This is a genomic window from Lysinibacillus xylanilyticus (assembly GCF_001183605.1).
Taxonomy (GTDB): Bacteria; Bacillota; Bacilli; order Bacillales_A; family Planococcaceae; genus Lysinibacillus; species Lysinibacillus xylanilyticus.
In genome coordinates, this window is sequence record NZ_LFXJ01000005.1 from 1,906,912 (window position 1) to 1,926,401 (window position 19,490).

General features: G+C 39.0%; 19 protein-coding genes. 7 read left to right on the top strand and 12 right to left on the bottom strand.

The annotated features are described in order from the left end of the window. Positions 1-83 precede the first annotated feature (83 nt). The 5 genes from ACZ11_RS12170 to ACZ11_RS12190 all read left to right on the top strand — a co-directional run bounded on the left by ACZ11_RS12170 (position 84) and on the right by ACZ11_RS12190 (position 3,379). Positions 84-983, top strand: a complete 900-nt coding sequence (locus ACZ11_RS12170; protein WP_049666410.1) for a DMT family transporter — start codon at positions 84-86, stop codon at positions 981-983. Next, on the top strand, positions 980-1,954 hold the full coding sequence (locus ACZ11_RS12175; protein ID WP_049666412.1) for a carbohydrate kinase family protein: 975 nt from the start codon (positions 980-982) through the stop codon (positions 1,952-1,954). The genes ACZ11_RS12170 and ACZ11_RS12175 overlap by 4 nt, the downstream gene beginning before the upstream one ends. Before the next feature lie 33 nt (positions 1,955-1,987). Next, the gene (locus ACZ11_RS12180; RefSeq protein ID WP_049666414.1) at positions 1,988-2,377 is read left to right on the top strand and encodes an RDD family protein; all 390 of its coding nucleotides are present in this window, start codon (positions 1,988-1,990) and stop codon (positions 2,375-2,377) included. A gap of 61 nt (positions 2,378-2,438) precedes the next feature. Next, complete coding sequence (locus tag ACZ11_RS12185) at positions 2,439-2,672, top strand: nucleotidyltransferase domain-containing protein (protein WP_049666416.1); 234 nt, start codon at positions 2,439-2,441, stop codon at positions 2,670-2,672. Between the two features lie 317 nt (positions 2,673-2,989). Then, positions 2,990-3,379 carry a hypothetical protein gene (locus tag ACZ11_RS12190; RefSeq protein ID WP_049666419.1) on the top strand — a complete coding sequence of 130 codons (390 nt, stop codon included), beginning with the start codon at positions 2,990-2,992 and terminating at the stop codon, positions 3,377-3,379. 77 nt (positions 3,380-3,456) lie between these two features. Here ACZ11_RS12190 and ACZ11_RS12195 read toward each other — a convergent pair whose 3' ends face one another. After that, positions 3,457-3,891, bottom strand: a complete 435-nt coding sequence (locus ACZ11_RS12195) for a GNAT family N-acetyltransferase (RefSeq protein WP_049666420.1) — start codon at positions 3,889-3,891, stop codon at positions 3,457-3,459. Positions 3,892-4,108: 217 nt separating this feature from the next. Here ACZ11_RS12195 and ACZ11_RS12200 point away from each other — a divergent pair, with 217 nt between their 5' ends. Both ACZ11_RS12200 and ACZ11_RS12205 read left to right on the top strand, forming a co-directional pair. Next, the gene (locus ACZ11_RS12200) at positions 4,109-4,561 is read left to right on the top strand and encodes a MarR family winged helix-turn-helix transcriptional regulator (RefSeq protein ID WP_049666422.1); all 453 of its coding nucleotides are present in this window, start codon (positions 4,109-4,111) and stop codon (positions 4,559-4,561) included. Between the two features lie 201 nt (positions 4,562-4,762). Further along, positions 4,763-6,400 carry a PucR family transcriptional regulator gene (locus ACZ11_RS12205; protein WP_049666424.1) on the top strand — a complete coding sequence of 546 codons (1,638 nt, stop codon included), beginning with the start codon at positions 4,763-4,765 and terminating at the stop codon, positions 6,398-6,400. On the opposite strand, the gene ACZ11_RS12210 is transcribed toward ACZ11_RS12205, so the two are convergent. From ACZ11_RS12210 to ACZ11_RS12260, 11 genes are all read right to left on the bottom strand, one after another. Further along, entirely contained in the window at positions 6,389-7,216 is an 828-nt protein-coding gene (locus ACZ11_RS12210; RefSeq protein WP_049666426.1) for an ABC transporter permease, read from the bottom strand. The genes ACZ11_RS12205 and ACZ11_RS12210 overlap by 12 nt on opposite strands. A 12-nt stretch (positions 7,217-7,228) precedes the next feature. After that, on the bottom strand, positions 7,229-8,170 hold the full coding sequence (locus ACZ11_RS12215) for an ABC transporter permease (RefSeq protein WP_049666428.1): 942 nt from the start codon (positions 8,168-8,170) through the stop codon (positions 7,229-7,231). 17 nt (positions 8,171-8,187) lie between these two features. Continuing rightward, a complete protein-coding gene (locus ACZ11_RS12220; RefSeq protein WP_049666430.1) occupies positions 8,188-9,735 on the bottom strand; it encodes an ABC transporter substrate-binding protein in 1,548 nt (515 codons plus the stop codon). Between the two features lie 18 nt (positions 9,736-9,753). Beyond that, entirely contained in the window at positions 9,754-10,725 is a 972-nt protein-coding gene (locus tag ACZ11_RS12225; protein ID WP_049666432.1) for a P1 family peptidase, read from the bottom strand. A 35-nt stretch (positions 10,726-10,760) separates the two neighbouring features. Next, a complete protein-coding gene (locus ACZ11_RS12230) occupies positions 10,761-11,738 on the bottom strand; it encodes an ABC transporter ATP-binding protein (RefSeq protein WP_049666434.1) in 978 nt (325 codons plus the stop codon). Then, positions 11,713-12,741, bottom strand: coding sequence for an ABC transporter ATP-binding protein (locus tag ACZ11_RS12235; RefSeq protein ID WP_049666437.1), 1,029 nt, complete (start codon positions 12,739-12,741; stop codon positions 11,713-11,715). Before ACZ11_RS12235 ends, ACZ11_RS12230 begins: the two co-directional genes overlap by 26 nt. A gap of 15 nt (positions 12,742-12,756) precedes the next feature. Beyond that, positions 12,757-14,214, bottom strand: coding sequence for an aldehyde dehydrogenase family protein (locus ACZ11_RS12240; protein ID WP_049666439.1), 1,458 nt, complete (start codon positions 14,212-14,214; stop codon positions 12,757-12,759). 11 nt (positions 14,215-14,225) lie between these two features. After that, positions 14,226-14,972 carry an SDR family NAD(P)-dependent oxidoreductase gene (locus ACZ11_RS12245; protein ID WP_049666440.1) on the bottom strand — a complete coding sequence of 249 codons (747 nt, stop codon included), beginning with the start codon at positions 14,970-14,972 and terminating at the stop codon, positions 14,226-14,228. A gap of 1 nt (position 14,973) precedes the next feature. Next, positions 14,974-16,062 (bottom strand): tartrate dehydrogenase, encoded by a 1,089-nt coding sequence (locus ACZ11_RS12250; protein WP_049666442.1) that lies wholly within the window; start codon positions 16,060-16,062, stop codon positions 14,974-14,976. After that, the gene (locus tag ACZ11_RS12255) at positions 16,059-17,291 is read right to left on the bottom strand and encodes a M20 family metallopeptidase (RefSeq protein WP_049666443.1); all 1,233 of its coding nucleotides are present in this window, start codon (positions 17,289-17,291) and stop codon (positions 16,059-16,061) included. Before ACZ11_RS12255 ends, ACZ11_RS12250 begins: the two co-directional genes overlap by 4 nt. A gap of 1,276 nt (positions 17,292-18,567) precedes the next feature. Continuing rightward, positions 18,568-19,476: a hypothetical protein gene (locus tag ACZ11_RS12260; RefSeq protein WP_049666445.1), complete on the bottom strand. Its 909-nt coding sequence runs from the start codon at positions 19,474-19,476 to the stop codon at positions 18,568-18,570. Between the last annotated feature and the right edge of the window lie 14 nt (positions 19,477-19,490).

The window sequence follows — 19,490 nt, forward strand, 5'->3', positions numbered from 1 at the left end:
ATAACGAAGAAAAAATACGTATAGTCTCCTCTACTTTCACATGCGTTAAAAATTATAAAAATTTTATAGAAAGAAGGTTTTGGATGAACATTTCAGCAATTATCAAACTAACTGTTTCAATGGCCCTTTTTGGCTCTATTGGATTTTTCACCGTTCATACTGGCGTACCTGCTACTGAGCTAGTATTTGTTAGATGTATATGCGCTACTCTCTTTCTAGGAGGAATGTGGCTTATCACAGGTGGTCATAAAACGGAAATATGGGATAAAAAAGAAATATTACGTACTCTTCTATGCGGTGTCTTTATTGTCTTAAACTGGGTATTTTTATTTAAAGCCTTTGAAGAAATGTCGATTTCCATTGCCATTTCTATCTATAATTTAGCACCAATATTCGTATTATTATTTGGCGCATTGTTTTTAAAAGAAAAGATGACTATTCAAGCACTACTAGCAACATTAACTTGTTTTATCGGCAGTATGTTCATTATTGGCTTATATAATTTTATGTCACTCTCTGAATTTATGAAATCAGGCTTTATATGGGCATTACTGTCCGCATTGTTTTACGCGTTTACAATGCTAACAAGTAAAACAATAACAAATCTTAGCTCCTACGCATTAACATATATCCAAACGACAGTCGGAATTATCATACTATTGCCATTTGTTAATTTTTCGCTTTTTGAAGGCTTAACGACAACAAACTGGATGTATATTTTAGGAACAGGCTTTATTCATACAGGATTTGTTTACTATTTATTTTTTGATAGTATTCGGAGCCTCTCTACCATTCTAGTTTCAGTATTAGTATTTGTTGACCCTGTTGTGGCTATATTGCTTGATATGTTGTTGCTTGATTTTATGCCGAGCTTCATGCAAACAGTTGGTATTGTATTAATTTTTGGTGGCATTTTTTACACAATTTACGTTCCAAAGAAAAAGCGTGTGCCTCAGACAGATGTAAAGGAGATTATACCGTGAGTAAACTTTATGCACTTGGTGAATTATTAATTGATTTTACACCTACTGAACAAAATGCCTCCCTTGCTACAGTTGAGCAATTTACTAAAAATGCTGGCGGGGCCCCTGCGAATGTTGCAGCTGTTTGTGCAAAACTTGGGCAGCAAGCTGCACTCATTACACAAGTAGGTCAGGATGCTTTTGGAGATTTTCTCGTAGAATCGTTAAAAAAAGCCGATGTCGATACGACCTATATTGTTCAAACCGTTAAGGGTGAAACAAGTCTAGCCTTTGTTTCCCTGACAAGTGATGGAGGCCGTGATTTCTTATTTTATCGTCGCCACGCAGCAGATTTACTTTACACCAAAGAGCAACTCCCACCTAATCTATTAACAGATAAAGATATTCTTCATTTTTGTTCCGTAAATTTAGTCGAAAGCCCAATGAAATATGCACATGTGGCCTTGATTGAACAGGCCCATCAGGCAGGTAGTCTTGTTTCTTTTGATCCCAATGTTCGCTTGCCACTATGGAATGATGAGAAGGCATGTCGTCAAACTATTTTAGAATTTTTACCAAAGGCCCATATCGTTAAATTGTCCGAGGAAGAGCTTTTATTTTTAACAGCGATTGAGGATGAGGAAACAGCAGTCCATTCATTATTTCAAGGGAAAGTACAAGTACTCATAATTACTCGTGGAGCAGAGGGAGCAAGTCTTTATACTAAAAAGCTTCATGTCGGAGTGCCAGCTGACAAGGTCCATGCAATTGATACAACCGGAGCAGGCGATGCCTTTATCGGAGCACTGTTAGCAATTCTCCTTCGCAAGCAGATTACAGTAATCAATCTAATAGACTTTTGTAAGCAACAGGCTATCCCCCTCCTTACATTCGCAAATCACTATGCAGGAGCTTCAACAGAAAAACATGGTGCCATAGCATCTTACCTTTCTAAGCAAGAATTGCCATTTAAAGATACTATGCTCTTTTAACTATTTTTCAACTTATTACGAGGAGGAGATCAGGTGAAATCTATTTCAAAAAAACGAACAAAAGCATTTTTAATCGATATAGCTATTTCGTCGGCTGTCGCAGCTGGTGTAGAGTATATCCTTCGAAAAAAGGTAAAAAACGAGGCGATCCATGCCATCGTTACACCGACAGTCGTTATGTGGTCACTTGAATTAGTACAATTGCGTAAAAAAGGGCAAACAGTTGGCTACAAAAAAATGGGACTAGTTCTTGAAAATGAACATGGGGCTAAACTGACTTCCTCTCAAATTATAAAACGAATGGCTTACCGTGACTCAATTAGCACATTCGATTACTTGAAAAATCCAAAAGCATTCGAACAACAAAATGGACAACTTCTTCCCCACGATAGCTTCTCAGGTACTGTTGTTAAGGAAATCTAGCAAAATAAGGCTGCTCAAAAATATCTTGGGTAGCTTGTTTTATTAGAAGGAGAGGATACACTTGAAATTAGATCATGTTGTCGAGGTTTTACTTGAAAGTCTAAAAGATGATCAATATATTGAAGCTATATTTTTAAGAGGATCGATGGCTAGAAAGGAGCATGATGAATTTTCAGATATCGATATTTATTGCGTTGTGAATGAAGAAAATGTCGAAGCCTTTTTGCCCAACCGCACCAAACATATTGAAGCGTATAATCAATTTCGCCTTGGCGTAATTGCGTCCGGATTTTGAATTGTGCCCGCACAATTCATTCCTTTTAAAACCCGTGACATCCGCCGGAGGCTTTATCTTCATTCAGCAAGTGTTTGGAAACTCACTGAAAAGGAACCACATCCGCATTCATTTCACCAGTTTCAGAGGTAAGAGTCTTCTGATGGATGAAGATAAAACATTATTCGTTGATGATATCTATATAATAGCCCCTCAACTATTAGTCGTATATGAAGATTTGATTCATATCGATTTATTTACAGTAACACCCTCTGAAAGAAGTTAAAATATTATTTGATCCAAATGTAATCCTTACAGCTAAACAGAAAAATACAACTTTGTCATTAACCCCACTCGAATTTCAAGATGCTGTAGATGATACTGTCTGGTATTTGTATCAATATTATTGGAGTGCTCAACATGGAAATGAGATTTGGAGTGTTCATTTACTACGGAATAGTTTAGAACACTTCGCAAAAGTACTACTGCATAAATACTGTCCTGAGCGGGCTTTACTCGGACTTAAAACGTTATCTAATTCATTACCCACTGACCCATTACATGAGATAGTCGATATCATGAATTGTATGAGCCTTGTAACACATGAGATAGCCGTAAAGAAATTAGTGACCTTCTTCGAAAACGAATCACATTGGATATTTGAAAATGTGCCAAATAAAGAAGAAATTAAGCCATTGTGGGAAAAAATAAAAGACCTATTGCATTAAAATAAAATAGCAAACTAACACTAAAACTAGTTTGCTATTTTTTAATGTTTTATAACCCTTAAAAAAACCTTTATACCCTATTTAAATTGTTTTTTCATTAAAATATGTGGGATGCCACAATCCATAAATTCTTCGCCCTCACGCTTATAGCCTAATTTTTCATAAAAGCCCTCTGCATAGGATTGTGCGTTTAATTTAGATTTTGTTAAGCCTTTTTCAAGTGCTATTTCCTCTAAACTTTGGATAATCACTTTACCTAAACCAAATTTGCGGAATTCTATTAAAATACATATACGCTCTAGTTTGCCATAGCCATCAACAACTCGCAGTCTGCCAGTGCCAACAGGTTGTTCGTTATAATACACAAGAATATGATCACATGCTGCATCTAGTGTATCGAATTCATCAAATTCTTCTTCCTCAGGTACCTCTTGCTCCTCAATAAAAACTTTTTGACGAATAGCAAATGCTATCTGTAAATCTTGTTCATCTGTAATTTTTTTCGTATTCATCTTTATATTCCTCCCGATTATTACTTGATAAATGATGAGCTCTTAAGGCTCAACAGCATAATGTAGGGTTGAGTTCCGTTCCGGCTGGGCGCTTTCCTGATGAGCCGTTTTAGAACCTCTTCCTGTAGATATGAAGTGAAATTTCCTTGCATGGATGATAATATATAGTATAGAGCATTTTTTATTGCAAATACAATAAATTTTTCGGAGGCAATCAATGAAGGAAATTTTGCGAGATATTGGTGCGATTTCGCGGGCACTTGATTCCATTAGTAATATTGAGTTTAAAGAACTTGATTTAACTAAGGGACAATATTTGTACGTCACCCGCATCTGTGAAAACCCTGGTATTATTCAGGAAAAGGTTGCTGAACTATTAAAGGTAGATCGCACAACTGCCTCCCGAGCGATTCAAAAGTTGGAGACTAAAGGCTTTGTAGAAAAGCGTAATGAAATTGGAAACAAGAAAAACAAACAGCTTTTCCCGACAGACAAAAGTCTCAAGATTTATCCATTTTTAAAACGAGAAGGAGACTATTCGAATGCTAGAGCATTAGATGGTTTTTCTCCTGAAGAAATTGACAGTATTCACGACTTATTAATTCGTATTCGTCAAAACATTGAAACCGATTGGGAATATGTAAAAAAAGGTCATACACGAAATTATTAAAGGTGATTCCTGCGCTTCTGGGCATTTGGAATCGCCTTCTTTTATGAAAAATACCTTTTTATCTCTCCACGCAATTCTTCCCGTTTACCTCTATCCCCAGAAACCCTTATTCACCGAATTTACTCTATTATTCTACTTGATGTTGAAATTTTCTGATTAATACAACATAATTATTGTACATTCGAAGGGTAGGTGCTTATTATGTCGAAACATTCTCTACTTGTACGTGATGTATTAAAGCGAAAGCATTTTAAATCCGCCAAGCTAATCGCAGGACAACAAGGCCTAAATCGACAAGTACTATGGACACATATATTAGAAATAAAAGATTTTGATACTTTAATAAATGGTGGCGAGCTCATATTAACTACTGGTGTAGGTTTACAGTTAGAGCGTGAAACACAAATTGCTTATTTACAAAACCTTATTCGTAACGGTGCTGCAGCTCTTTGTATTGAGATTGGTGATTATTTTGATTATGTCCCTGTAGAACTGGTTGCAATGGCTAATGCTCATGATTTTCCTATCATCATTTTTGAAGAGGTTGTAAGATTTATCGATATTACGCAGGATCTACATACGTATATTATTAATCAGCACCAGCAAGCATTAACACAGCTAGATATAATATCCAAGACTTTTATGGAATTGTCGTTAATGCCAAATGGAATATTAAAAATTTTGCAGGTACTTCACCAAGATACCGATGCATTATTTTTATTTGTCTCCGAAGATACAAAAAACTTTTATTACCCAATGGAAGCCAAAAAGTATTTACAACTTATGGAGGACCACTGCCAGCAACTAGAATTACAAGAACCCATCCAACTACTGTCCTTTGACAAAGATCATTTCGTCATCATTCCGGTCAATGGACTTGGACAAGTATGGGGCTATTTATGTATGCATTCTTTATTGCCGAAGCCAAATGATTATACATTGTTAAATCTTGAACGTGCAACGATGTCGATTGCCCAAATTTTGATGCGTAATCGGATGCTACAAGAACGGCAGCAAAGTCGTGAGGATGAATTTATCCTCGCCTTAATACAAGGAGAACCCATTGATCTTCAGTATTATCAAAGTTATTTGCCACTGGAAAATCGCAATCTTTATTATCGCGTAGTCGTGTTTAATATGCTTGATTATGCCAATACCTTTTCAGAGGAAGATTGGCAAGAAATACAGCTACAAAATGTTATGTTTGTTCGTTCCATCCTAAAAAAACTTGGCTTTTTCCCTACTGTTTCTGTAAGACAGCATGAAATTATTATTTTAGCATTTTACATTGCTGCAGATGATATGGAGGAAAATCGTGACTCTTTTAATCAAGCAATAAAACAGATTGTTGCTCGAAAAACACCACAGCTTTTCGAGCAAATAACCCTTACCTTTGGCATTAGCAATGTTTATCAATCTATAAACAACGTACAAAAAGGCTACAAAGAGGCAAAAACAACCATTCAGATGCAACACAATGAACTTGCTTCTTCTATTTACCACAAGGATTTAGGTGTTTACAGATTGTTATTACATCAGGACCATGCTGCTCTTTTGCAATATGTTAAGGATTATTTACAAGAAATTCTGTTGATTGATCAAAAGAATGGTAACGACCTTTATCAAACGCTCTGTGTTTATTTAGCATGTAATGGTGCCAAAAATGATACTGCTGAACAATTATTCATTGTCCGTCAAACACTCTATAAACGAATTGAACGACTAGAAAATATTTTAGGTGCTGATTTTTTACAGGCCCCACATCGCCTCAATATAGAAATAGCGGTAAAGGCCTATGAATTATTGAAAAAAACAGCACCAGATATCTTACGCTTTTGAACGTGGGTCCATAAAATCGCGTAACGCATTGCTAAGCATATACAAACCTAATACAAGTACTGTTATGGCTCCACCTGGCGCATAAGTATACCAAGGGGCTCCAACTAAATAAGCTTGTGAATCTTTTAACATTCGTCCCCAACTAGGGTTTGGTGGCTGCACGCCAAGCCCTAAATAACTCAATGCTGCCTCTGCAAGCATCGCAGTCGCAAAGGTTACAGTTGCGGCAACGATAATCTGTGATGAAATATTGGGTAATATATGGCGAAACATAATACTATAAGATTTTACACCGATTAACTTTGCTGCTAAGACATATTCATTGTCACGATGTTGGACGAAGCCACTACGTGTAATTCTGGCAATGGCCGGTATGGCAATAATACCTAATGCAATAGCTGTATTCACAATCCCTGGTCCAAATACCGCAACGAGCATTAAAGCTAGAATAATTCCCGGAAAGGCCATTAATGCATCCATCATTCGCATAAAAATTTCATCGATCCAACCACCTACATACCCCGCTATACCACCAATTAAAATACCAAAAATTATTCCGATAAATACCGTTAGTAGACCGACTGCAAAGGCCGTTTGTGTTCCTTTCATAATACGGCTAAAAATATCACGACCAAATTCATCCGTACCGAAAAGATAATCACTACTTGGGCTTCGTAATTTTTGTGGTATATTCATCGAGTTCACATCATGTGGTGTATAAAAAAAGCTGGTAATCATTACGATTAGAAAACCGATAATGACTAGTAGACCAATGATTAAATTGATATTTTTCATGTACTTTTGAATATTTTTCATCGTATCCACCTCTCATCGTAATCGGATTCTAGGATCTAACACAGAATATAAAATATCGACCATAAAATTGATCATGACTACCGCAACAGTAATATACATAACGATTCCCTGTACTAATGGAAAATCACGATTACTAATAGCCGTGATGAGGAGTTGGCCGACACCTGGTAGCGAAAATACTTGCTCCACAATAATCGTTCCGGCAACAACTTCAGCCATGATCAATCCAAATACCGTTAATATTGGAATCATCGAATTTTTTAAGACATGCTTATACATAACGTTTTGCTCAGACATCCCTTTACTACGAACCGTACGCACATAATCGAGCTGAACTTGCTCTAAAATAGCCGTACGAACATAGCGGAAATTGACCGCAATTTGTGGAATCGCAATTGTTAACGCTGGCAGAACAAGCGTACTTAACGCTCCTGCCACACTTTGCGTCCACGGAATATACCCACTTATTTTAAAGAAGCTGAACTGCATGCCAATATATAAAATGAGTATCATCCCAAGCCAAAAAGAAGGAATGGCCATGCCAACTTGCGTTACTGTCGATAATGAAACATCACTGAACTTATTTTGTCTTCTCGCTGCAAACATACCCAATGGTAAGGAAATGAGTAGCACAAATACGAGAGTGAGCCCGGCCAATGACATCGTTACAGGTAGTCTATAAAACAATAAATCTTTTACTGGCATTGAAAAACGAATAGAATTTCCTAATTCCCCTGTCAATAATCCCTTCATCCAGTCTGTATATTGCTCATAAAGGGGGCGATTCAGACCAAGCTCTGATCGCAAATTTTCAATTTGTGTGGGATCCGCTTCAGTGCCTAACATTGTCCGAACCGGATCACCAGGTAAAATTTGAAAAACACCGAACGTAATTATCGACACAAGAAGGATGGTTGTTATTAACAGGATGAATCGACGTAATATATACATCATCTAGCACTCATCCCTTTCTAGTTGGAGAATTTAACCTCAGACATATCATGGAACCAGAATGGGTAGCTCTTTAAACCAGTAATTTGCTTATTAGAACCCCAAACAATCTGATAATCTGCGATATATACCGCTGCTGCCTGCTCAGCTAAAATTTCCTGTGCACGATGGTAATATTCAATTTGTTTTGCCTGATCTCTTTCCTTTAAAACGTCTGCCATAATTTTGTCGTATTCATCATTTTTAAATCTAAAGAAGTTTTCACTTTCATTTGTTGAAATGTAATCATTTAATACTTCATATGCAGAGGCACGACCTGTTAAATCTATCGTTGTCATTTGGTAGTCGCGACCAAAGTAAACTCGGTCTAGCCAAATTCCCCATTCTACAACCTCAATTTCTACATCAATACCGATTTCCTTTAAATTTGCCGCTACAATTTGTGCGATATTTGAATACATATCATTATGGGAAGACACTGTAATTTTTGTTTTAAAGCCATCAGGATAGCCCGCTTCTGCTAATAATGCTTTGGCTTTTTCCACATCGCGCTTATACATATCTTCTAAGCCTTTCTTTTGATAGTCCCCCATAGCTGGACTCATATTTGATCCAAGTGGTACAGCATAGCCTGCAAACACTGAGTCAATAATATCGGACTTACTAATAGCGTAGTTAATTGCTTGACGGACCTTTACATTATCAAAAGGAGCTTTAGTTTCATTAAATGTAACGATTAATGATGAGTTATTATTTTGATGAGATAAGTTATAGTTATCTCCTACTTCACCTACGCGCTGCCAAGGTACACTCGTTAAATCGACTTCATTGGCCATTAAACTCATAATCGCTGCTTGATCATCCGATTGGAAGGTAAACGTCACTTTGTTCAAGTATGGTAACCCCTCCTTCCAGTAGTTTTCATTTTTCTTCAATTCTAAATTAGTACCTGGAGAGTATTTTACATAAGCAAATGGTCCAGTACCTATCGGGTTTTCATTATGCTTTCCATCATTGCTTTTTGGTAAGATAGCTGATTGTCGTGCAGTTAATGAATATAAGAAGTTAGAGTTTGGCTCTTTTAGCTTGATCACAAATGTATTGGCATCTGGTGCTTCCGTTGACGCAACATTATCAAAGCTGTTTGACATCTTTTCGCCACCGTTTTTCCCCATTAAACGATCAAATGAATACTGAATATCCTCAACAGTTAAATCCTCACCATTATGAAATTTCACACCCGGACGAATTGTGAATGTATATGTTAAACCATCCTCAGATATTGCATAGCTTTCGGCTAACCCTTCTTTTAAAGTTCCATCTGTTTCCGGTGCCATTAGTCCTTCAAAAATATTGAGAATCATTTGGTACGAAATAGATGCTGTTGCCTTATGTGGATCTAAAAAATCTGGATCGTCATTTATACGTACTACGATGTCTTGAGGTAAATCTGCTACGGACTTTCCTTTAGAACTTGCATCTTTTTTGTCATCATTTGAACAGGCACTAATTAGTAAAACTACTATCAATGTCAACAAAAGCATTAACCAATTGTTCTTCAGCCTCATGGCATTTCCCCCTATCCCCTATGTGCTCATTATTTGAATGCTTTTATAGCTTTCTACTTCAGCTAATTTATCAGCAGCTGTAATGCCAGTAATAATCGCTTCCTCCATAGCTCTTGTAGCCAAATGACCCAAATAGTCAACTGGGTATCTTTTATCTCCCGTGCCAAGCACGAAAATCGTATCTCCATCCAACATTGTGTGTACAGGATAAATTGTTCTTGCGAGAGCATTTTGTGTAAGTTGGGCTATTTTTTTTGCCTCTGCTTTTGTCAGTTTGGCATTCATTGCAATGACACCGATGGTCGTATTCGTACCAGATAATCCTTCCGATTGCACATGCTCCTCTAAATAAGCACAGCAATCAAGCCATTCCTCTGTTTGTGGATTCCTTGCACCTGCTAGTGTTTCTCTTGTATTAGGATCTTTCACATCCCCAACAGCGTTGACAGCCACAATGGCGCCAACTACAACATCCACTTTACCAGCTATAGAAGCGCTGCCTAGACCACCTTTCATACAAAATTGAGGACCTGCCAATTTCCCTACAGTAGCACCATAACCAGCTCCTGTATTACCATTTGCAAATGGACCAACAACCGCACTCTTAGCCGCTTGATAGCCCATTGGAGCAGTAGGTCTTGTCTTAGGATCACCAATAAATAAATCGAACAGCACCGCACTTGGAACAATTGGAATTGTTGCAACACCTGCATCTACACCAACACCCTGCTCCTCTAAAAATTGCATTACTCCTGTCGCAGCATCCAATCCGAATGCACTTCCTCCTGACAAGCAAATCCCATGAACATGATCAATTTCGTTAATAGGATCAAGTGCATCAGTCTCTCGAGTCCCTGGCGCTGAGCCTCTTACATCGACACCGCAAACTGCACCATTTTCCACTAAAATCGCTGTACAACCTGTAATGCCTTCTCTATTTTCTGCATGCCCAACTTTAACGCCAGGCACATCTGTAATATTTCCAAACATAATACACACCTCGTTCGAAAAACTAAATTTTCAGTTTACTTATCGTATAAAAAGCACGCTACCCGTTGATGTTTATTCTCTTCCAGAAGCACAGGTCGTTCTTGACGACATCTTTCCATCACATACGGACAACGTGTATGAAACACACAGCCTACTGGAGGATTCATAGGACTTGGTAATTCACCCTGTAACGGTATTTCTTGTTTCGGTTGATCAAAATTAATAACTGGAATGGCTGAGAGCAACGCCTTCGTATATGGATGCAGAGGATTCTCATATAATTCTTTCTTTGCGCCAATTTCCACTACTCTCCCTAAATACAGCACAGCCACTCGATCGCTAATATGCTTCACAACACTTAAATCATGAGAAATAAATAAATAGGTCAACTGAAATTCATCCTGTAAATCCATCATTAAGTTTAAGACCTGTGACTGCACTGAAACATCTAGCGCAGATACAGGCTCATCCGCAATGATGAACTCTGGATGAATAGCAAGAGCCCGTGCAATCCCGATTCGTTGTCTTTGACCTCCCGAAAATTCATGCGGAAACTTTTGCATAGCATCCTCTGGTAGACCTACCTTTTTTAAAAGCTCCTTTACACGTTCTTTGCGTTGCTCTTTCGTTAATGTTAATTGCAGCTTCATCGGTTCTTCAATAATGGTACCTATTCGCATACGAGGATTGAGTGATGCAAAAGGATCCTGAAAAATCATTTGCATTTGATTGCGATAGGTTTGCAGCTTACTGCCCTTTAACTGCTGAATGGGCTGTCCATTATATAAAATTTCTCCCTCGGTCGGTTCGACAAGTTTTAAAATAGTTCGGCCAAACGTCGATTTTCCGGAGCCGGATTCTCCTACAATACCAAGCGTCTCGCCACGAAAAATTTCAAGCGAAATATCATCGACTGCTTTAATGACTTTTTTCTCTTCCTTCATCGACTTCCGTCTCACAGGAAAGTAGGCTTTTAAATGATTAATTTCAAGCAAAACTTCTTTCTTGGTCATGATCAAGCGCCCCCTTCTCCGTAAATAAATGACAGCGCACTTTATGTTCGTCTTGAATATGGATTACCTCTGGTAGCACCTCGTGGCAATGTTCCATCGCAAATGGACAGCGTGGTGCAAAACGACAGCCCTCTGGTAACGCATAAGCTGATGGAACAGTACCCGGGATTGAGGGCAACCTTTTAACATCTGTGTCTAGATTAGGCATTGATTTTAAAAGAGCAGTTGTATACGGATGCTTTGGATTCGTAAAAAGCTCTCGCACTGGTGCTTCTTCTACGATTTGTCCCGCATACATGACCATAACGCGATCTGCTGTTTCTGCTACAACGCTCATATCATGCGTAATAAATAATATGGCTGAATGATGTTCTTCCTTCATCTTCATCATAAGCTTTAAAATTTGTGCCTGTACGGTTACATCAAGTGCAGTTGTTGGCTCATCAGCAATCAGCAGCTGAGGGTTATTAGACATTGCAATCGCAATCATGACACGCTGGCGCATCCCACCTGATAATTGGTGCGGATATTCAGCAATAACCTTTTCCGCATTGGCAATACCAACTTCTTTTAACAGCTGTAGAGATTTCTCCCACGCCTCTTTTTTTGGAATCCTTTGATGTCTTCGAATCCCTTCCATCATTTGATTACCAATTGTAAAAACTGGATCTAATGATGTCATCGGCTCTTGAAAAATCATACTAATTTCATTGCCTCTTATAGTGCTCATCTCTTTATTTTTATAGTCTAAGAGATTTTTACCATTCAGTTTAATGGTACCAGCTGTAATTTCTCCTGGTGGAATGGGCAGTAATCGCATAATTGATAACGATGTAATACTTTTACCGCTTCCAGACTCACCTACAAGCGCAACTGTTTCCCCTTTACGAATCGTAAAGCTCACATCATCAACAACTTTCGCCTGCTTACCATTTTTCAGATGGAATATAATTTTTAAATGATTTACTTCTAGTAGCACCTTATTTTCTTTTGACTGATCCATATGCATTCCTCCATCTCACATTAGATTTGGTGGTGCATAGCGTATTGCGATATTTTTCATTTGCGTATAATTTCTTAAAGCGACAAAACCTTTTTCTCGACCAATGCCACTCTTTTTATAGCCACCAAACGGCATTTGAATTCCGCCCGCTGCCCCATAGTTATTAACAAACACTTGTCCAGCTTTTACACGGCTTGCGACATAATGTGCAGTATCTAAATCCTTCGACCAAACCCCTGCAACTAAGCCGTAGTCTGTACTATTCGCTAGGGCAATTGCTTCCTCAACCGTCGTAAACGACAATACAGTCAACACCGGTCCGAAAATTTCCTCCTGTGCAAGTGTATCGTTAGCTTCTACCCCTGCAAGTATTGTTGGTTCAACATAATATCCTTTTTCATAGCCCTCAATCGTCAGTGTTTCACCACCTGTGATCACATATCCATCTTCCTTCGCCTTTTGCAGCAGTGTGGAAATCTTCGTATATTGTCGTTCATTTAGAAGTGGCCCCATATCAACGTCAGCCTCACCTGGCCCCACTTTTAATGCTTGGAATTTTTGCACTAATTGTGCAATGAATTTTTCTTTAGCGCGCTCTTCAATTAGTAGTCTGGCCCCCGCAGAGCATGTTTGTCCGGCATTCTGAATAATGGCACGTACTACCCCCTCAAGCGCTTGTTCCATATTGGCATCCGCAAAAACAATATTCGGTGATTTCCCACCAAGCTCTAACGTCACAGGTACAACATTTTCAGCAGCTGATTTCATCACTGCAATGCCTGTTGGAACAGAACCTGTGAACGTAATATGATTGATATCTGGATGAGATGTTAAATACGGCCCTACATCACGGCCTAAGCCTGTAATATGCTGAAAAATACCTCTTGGCAATTTATCCGCAAACCATTCCGTTATGGCATGTGTAGTTAATGGTGTGTCCTCCGCACTTTTAACAATTACTGCATTACCAGTAGCAATTGCAGCTGCTACACTTCTCGCTGTGATTTGAATAGGATAATTCCAAGGCACGATATGTACGGTAATTCCAACAGGCTCCAACACTACCGCATTTAAAATACCGTCTTCAATGGGAATCGTGTCCCCCATTACTTTATCAGCAGCTCCACCATAAAACTCAAAATAGCGAGCTGCCGCTTCAATATCGGCTCTTGCTTGGGTTAACGGCTTTCCAACATCACGACATTCTAATATACTCCATTCCTCTGCATGCTTGCGTATATAATGGGCGAATTCAACAAGTAGCTGTCCTCGTTCATAAGCCTTTATTTTCCGCCACTCTTCACTTTCAAACGCTACACGTGCAGCATGTACAGCCTCGTCGACATGAGTTTTACTCGCATTCGTAATCTGGGCAATGACTTCACCAGTAGAGGGGTTCATAACATCTAATATGGCCTCCTCCATACTACCGTGAATCCACTCACCATTAATAAACATCGGAATTTTTTTCACCATTATCCCTCCTATAGTCCACGACCACCGTCTACATGTAAGGTCGTTCCTGTAACCATGCCCGCTGTATCAGAAAGTAAATAACTTACTGCTCCTGCAATGTCTGATGGATTCACTAATCGTCCAAGGGGGACCGATTGAACAAAGACATGCTGCTTTGTTTGCTCGATGTCCGCTCCTTGTGCCGTAAATTGACCAAGCATCTGAGTATCGGCTGGCCCTGGATGAATCGTATTAACACGTATTTGGGACGGCGCTAGTTCAATAGCTAAAGCACGTGTAAAGCTCTCCGCCGCCCCTTTAGAAGCAATATAAGCCTGTAACCCTGGGCGTGGACGTACAGCAGAAATGGAAGCGATTGTGACAATTGAACCTTTTTGCCGCTGCTTCATGTAAGGAACGACTGCCTTTGTTGTAATAAATAAGCTTTTAACATTGACATCCATTAACCGATTCCACTCGTCCATCGTTACTTGCTCAAGCGGTGTTGCTGACTGCGCAATACCGAGCGCATTGACAAGTCCATCAATCCGACCATACTTGTCAAAAACCTGCTTGAACACTTCGTTCACGCGTTCCTCTTGCAAGACATTGACTTCAAAGCATTGCAATGCATCCTGTGCTAAATCGTTTAGAGAAGCTACTGATAAATCGAGCCCTACTACAAAATTGCCTTTTGCAAGCTGTTCCTGAATTATAGCTTTCCCCATACCGCCCCCTGCACCTGTGACGATAATAACCTGTTGTTCTGCTGCCATGCTATACACCCCTTGCCGCTAAATTCATTTTAATAATCTCCTGACAAATCGCATCACCCATTTGTGCTGTTGTAGCCTGTCCACCAATATCTGCAGTTTTCACAACACCTTCTCGAAGAACCGTCTCTATCGCATGAACAATTAACTGTTCTATATCCGGTCTTCCGATATGTCCGAGTAACAAAGCAAGTGACCAAATTTGTGCAATTGGATTTGCTATGCCCTTTCCTGCAATATCTGGTGCGGACCCATGCACAGGCTCAAACATTGATGGGAATTCTTTCTCCGGATTTAAATTAGCTGACGGTGACAATCCAAGTCCCCCAACAATGGCTGACCCTAAGTCTGATAAAATGTCTCCGAATAAATTGGAGGCAACTACAACCTGAAAATCTTGTGGTCGCTCTACGAAATAAGCTACTAAAGCATCGATATAGATAGATTCTAACTCTAGTGCTGGTGAGCTTTGTGCTAGAATTCTCTTAGCATGCTCATCCCAGAACTTCATTGAATGGATAATTGCATTCGATTTTGTCGCACTCGTAATTTTTGTTTTGCCATTTTTATAGGCATAATCACAGGCGGCTTGGACAATTTTTTCTATACCGATTCGTGTCATAATCGTATTTTGAATCGTCATTTCCTGAGGTTGATTATGATAAATTCGCCCACCACTATCGGAATATTCCCCCTCCGCATTTTCCCGGAAAATGACAAAATCAATATCCCTTCCGTTGGCAAGCGGTGAGGTAATGCCAGGTAGTGATTTAATCGGACGGAAATTAACATATTGCTGGAAGCCTTTTCGTATTGGCATAATTAATTCCCATACTGTCACATCATCTGGAACACGAGCATCTCCAATAGCCCCAAATAATATCGCATCAAATTCTTTTAGAATGTCTAATGCATTGTCAGGCATCATTCGACCGTGCTTGAGGTAATAATCCGAGCTCCAAGGAAAAATTGTTGTTTCTATTTGTAAAGATGAATCGTGTTCCTGAAGAGAAATTAATACCTTTAGTGCTTCCTCCATTACTTCTTTTCCAATGCCATCGCCTGGAATAACTGCAATCTTTGTGTGAGTCAATGTGCATCACCTGCTAAAAACTTTAATGCTGCCAAACGGTAAATGGCCGTTGTTTCTGCTAATTCTTCGATATCGACATATTCGTCAATTTGATGGGGAATGTCACGATCACCCGCTCCAACGGTAACTATTGGTATTCCATGTACATGAAGGAACGTTCCATCTGTAGCCCCTGGGACACCATTATATTTCGGCTCTTTTCCCGTTACCTCAGCGACTGCTTCATAAATAGCTTGTACAACTGGATCATCCTTGTCTGTTGCTGTTGCGGGACGGTTATCAAGCACTGTTAGTTCAACTTTGAAATCAGGATCATCTGCTTGCAGACGTTTAATAATTGCATCAATCTTTCCGAGAAGCTCATCATGATCCTGCGCAGGAACTGTACGAATATCAAGCGTCGTCATACAATGATCAGGAATGACATTAATTTGCGCATCTCCTTTTACAGGTGCTCGTAAAATCGTTGGTGTAATAGACGGCCAATTAAGCATCGGATCACGCCCTAAACGTGCTTGCTCTTCTTTTTCTAATTTTTCAAGCTCCACGATAAAACGTGCCATGCGCCAGTTCGGGTTAATGCCACTCCAAGAAATTGCACCGTGCGCCATTTTACCGAAAATATCTACTTTCAAGCGAATTGCCCCACGCTGCGCGATACAGACATTGTTTTCCTCTGGCTCACAAATAATTGCTCCATCCACATCATCTGCCCAGCCATTTTTTATAAAATGTTTAATACCAAGCATCAATCCTTCTTCATCACACGGAATACATAAAATAATCTTGCCTGTAAATTCATCCTGATCCAGTAACAACGACTGACAAGCTGTAATCATACACGCAAGATTTCCTTTTGTATCATTTGTACCTCGACCATACATTCGACCATCAATAATTTCTGCACCGAATGGATCGTACGTCCATGCTTCTCGATTTCCTTCAGTAACGACATCTGTATGTCCCTCAAAGAGTAGTGTTTTTCCTGGCTTACCCGAATCAATAATACCGATTACATTCGGCCTACCTGGCAAAACCTCCTCCACATGTGTTTCAATCCCGATATCACGTAAATATTGAGCGACATAATTCGCGACTTCTTGTTCATTGCCATTTGGATCATCTTCTCGATAAACGCTTTCTATTCGTACTAGCTTTTGTGTAAGCTCAATAACTGCCTCGCGGTCACGTAAATAAGATTCCGTTGTCTTTAAACTAGTTACTGTCATCCATAAGCCCCCTCTGTTTATATAATATTCTAGAGATCAATTATGCCTCGGCATAATTGCGTCCGGAATCGGCTTTGTGCTTAGGCCTGCAAATGTTTTTTGTGCGAAAGCGTAGTGCGTAGCGGCAGCAACAGATGTTTATTGCGCGAAAGCGTAGCGGCAGCGGCACAGATGCAGGTCAGTTAGCCGTTATCGCATGAATGCGATGATTTTAGGCTAACATCCTTTATTGAACTCCTTTCCGATTCCGTGACATCCGCCGGAGGCTTTAGGCCAACACGAAGTTGGTCACTCAGTCGTGTGTTGTTGCTGTTGCTGTCGCTACGCTTTCGGTACAAAAGACATTTGCTAAATGAAGTTAAATTATTCTATCATTGTCCTATTAAACAAGTATTAGACAATTTGTTAATAATATATAAAATGCTTTTAACTTTATGTTTAGTAGTGAAAAGCTAGAAAACACAAAATAATATATATTATGTTATTTTTCGATAAAAAGAGACTTAAGAGAGGCTCAATAATATAATTATTGTCCTATCAACATAACGTGTGGTTGATTTCCGTTCCGATTGAGCGCTTTGCCGCTGACGCCTCGCTTTCGCGCAGTTAAAACATTTGTTGCTGACGCTTCGCTTTCGCACAGTTAAAACATTTAATGATTTTAAAGGGGGCCTAACCACAGGTGGATACGAGGAAACGTATGACTGGACACAAAATGTTAGAGCTACGACTTTTGAAGATTTAAGGAGAACATTAGAGGATTTAGTGAAAGTCTGTTTTTGAAAAGATTGTTACTATTCAACTAACGCTGCAAGTTAGTTCAATGAGAGAAGAATATTTCTTATATCGCGTTTGAAAGAAAATATTCAGTAAGGTGGGGCGTTCTGAGGTGAGAAATTAATAAAGGGTCACTCTGCTGGAAGTGACCCGAAGTATAACTATACGATACTTTTGAACTTATCTAGTTTCTTAACTTTCATTGAAGCTACTTCTCCAAAATGCTTACAAATAGATAAAATCATTGGTGAACCCGAAAAATTTAGCTTAACGAGCCTAATTGGTTTTACATTTGCATAAGATCCGCCTAATTCACCTTGGGAAACGAATCATTACCACAAGTCTTACTAACTAAATTATTCCCCCCCATTTTCACTACTTCTTACGAATATCAGGAATATACGAAGAATCATGCTTTAACAGGATGCGCCTTATTAATGAACCTTTGTACCAAACGTTAAAGTGTCTGTGTCGTGAAGTTACTCTAATCTACTAAAAATTAGTTAGTGGATATGGCCATTAAATCATCATTTTCTAGCCAGTGTTTACCGCCGAGAAAATCAACTAAATAAAGCGGTTTGTAGTTGTTATTAATAGTAGTATAGATTACTTCACCCGTTATCTTTAAGGCGGATATTATCACTTGTGATCTGATAGGATATTTAATATCGACGCATTCCTTTAGAACAAGGATGAATTGTTCCATAGAGCAAACACCAGTCTGGAAGATACGATGATTATCATCGGTCTCAATGTGGTATATAACTCCCCCGTCTTTTAATACATCGATTACGATTATATGTTGGAATTGACCAACTGAACGAGTAGCAGAAAATCTACATCCGGTAACAGCTCGGTGGAAAGGTTCTTCTTTATCCGGATGATACAAGCTTCTCTCTACTTGCTCCCAACCACTTTCTGTAAGGGCATTCTCAATATAACTAAAGATAGGGACGTATCGAATTGGGTTTTCTAGTATGAATTGTTTTATTTCTTCAAGTTCTTGAGCGAATGAGTTGTCGAAATTAGTTTCATCAAAATCTCCCTCGGAAAACTTTTTAGTCAAATCTTTCATTTGACTTCTAAACTGTTGGGGGGGGATAAGCTCTGTAATGGCCCCTTCATATTTAATTAGTTCAGATGTTTGGGTATTACCTGATGGATCGAACAAGTATCGTTTGCCTAAATAAGATGTTTCTAAATATACCTTTAATAGTTTCATTTGCAAAACTCTGTTGTGTTGTATTATTGGGCGCCAAATTGCAATGATGTCATATCCAAAGACTTCATTCATTGCTAAGGCAAATATAAGGCTACGGTTAAGACAATAATCCAATAATGTTCTTCCTGTAGCGCCTACTCTAATTTCATTTAAAGGCAAGTCTACGAAATCGTATTTCAACTGCACTTATCTTCCCTCCT

What these genes read in the sequence shown, in the direction of transcription:
- ACZ11_RS12170 (WP_049666410.1), top strand. Translation starts at nt 84, where the DNA reads ATGAACATTTCAGCAATTATCAAACTAACTGTTTCAATGGCCCTTTTT.
- ACZ11_RS12195 (WP_049666420.1), bottom strand. Translation starts at nt 3,891, where the DNA reads ATGAATACGAAAAAAATTACAGATGAACAAGATTTACAGATAGCATTT.
- ACZ11_RS12200 (WP_049666422.1), top strand. Translation starts at nt 4,109, where the DNA reads ATGAAGGAAATTTTGCGAGATATTGGTGCGATTTCGCGGGCACTTGAT.
- ACZ11_RS12205 (WP_049666424.1), top strand. Translation starts at nt 4,763, where the DNA reads ATGTCGAAACATTCTCTACTTGTACGTGATGTATTAAAGCGAAAGCAT.
- ACZ11_RS12210 (WP_049666426.1), bottom strand. Translation starts at nt 7,216, where the DNA reads ATGAAAAATATTCAAAAGTACATGAAAAATATCAATTTAATCATTGGT.
- ACZ11_RS12215 (WP_049666428.1), bottom strand. Translation starts at nt 8,170, where the DNA reads ATGATGTATATATTACGTCGATTCATCCTGTTAATAACAACCATCCTT.
- ACZ11_RS12220 (WP_049666430.1), bottom strand. Translation starts at nt 9,735, where the DNA reads ATGAGGCTGAAGAACAATTGGTTAATGCTTTTGTTGACATTGATAGTA.
- ACZ11_RS12225 (WP_049666432.1), bottom strand. Translation starts at nt 10,725, where the DNA reads ATGTTTGGAAATATTACAGATGTGCCTGGCGTTAAAGTTGGGCATGCA.
- ACZ11_RS12230 (WP_049666434.1), bottom strand. Translation starts at nt 11,738, where the DNA reads ATGACCAAGAAAGAAGTTTTGCTTGAAATTAATCATTTAAAAGCCTAC.
- ACZ11_RS12235 (WP_049666437.1), bottom strand. Translation starts at nt 12,741, where the DNA reads ATGGATCAGTCAAAAGAAAATAAGGTGCTACTAGAAGTAAATCATTTA.
- ACZ11_RS12245 (WP_049666440.1), bottom strand. Translation starts at nt 14,972, where the DNA reads ATGGCAGCAGAACAACAGGTTATTATCGTCACAGGTGCAGGGGGCGGT.
- ACZ11_RS12255 (WP_049666443.1), bottom strand. Translation starts at nt 17,291, where the DNA reads ATGACAGTAACTAGTTTAAAGACAACGGAATCTTATTTACGTGACCGC.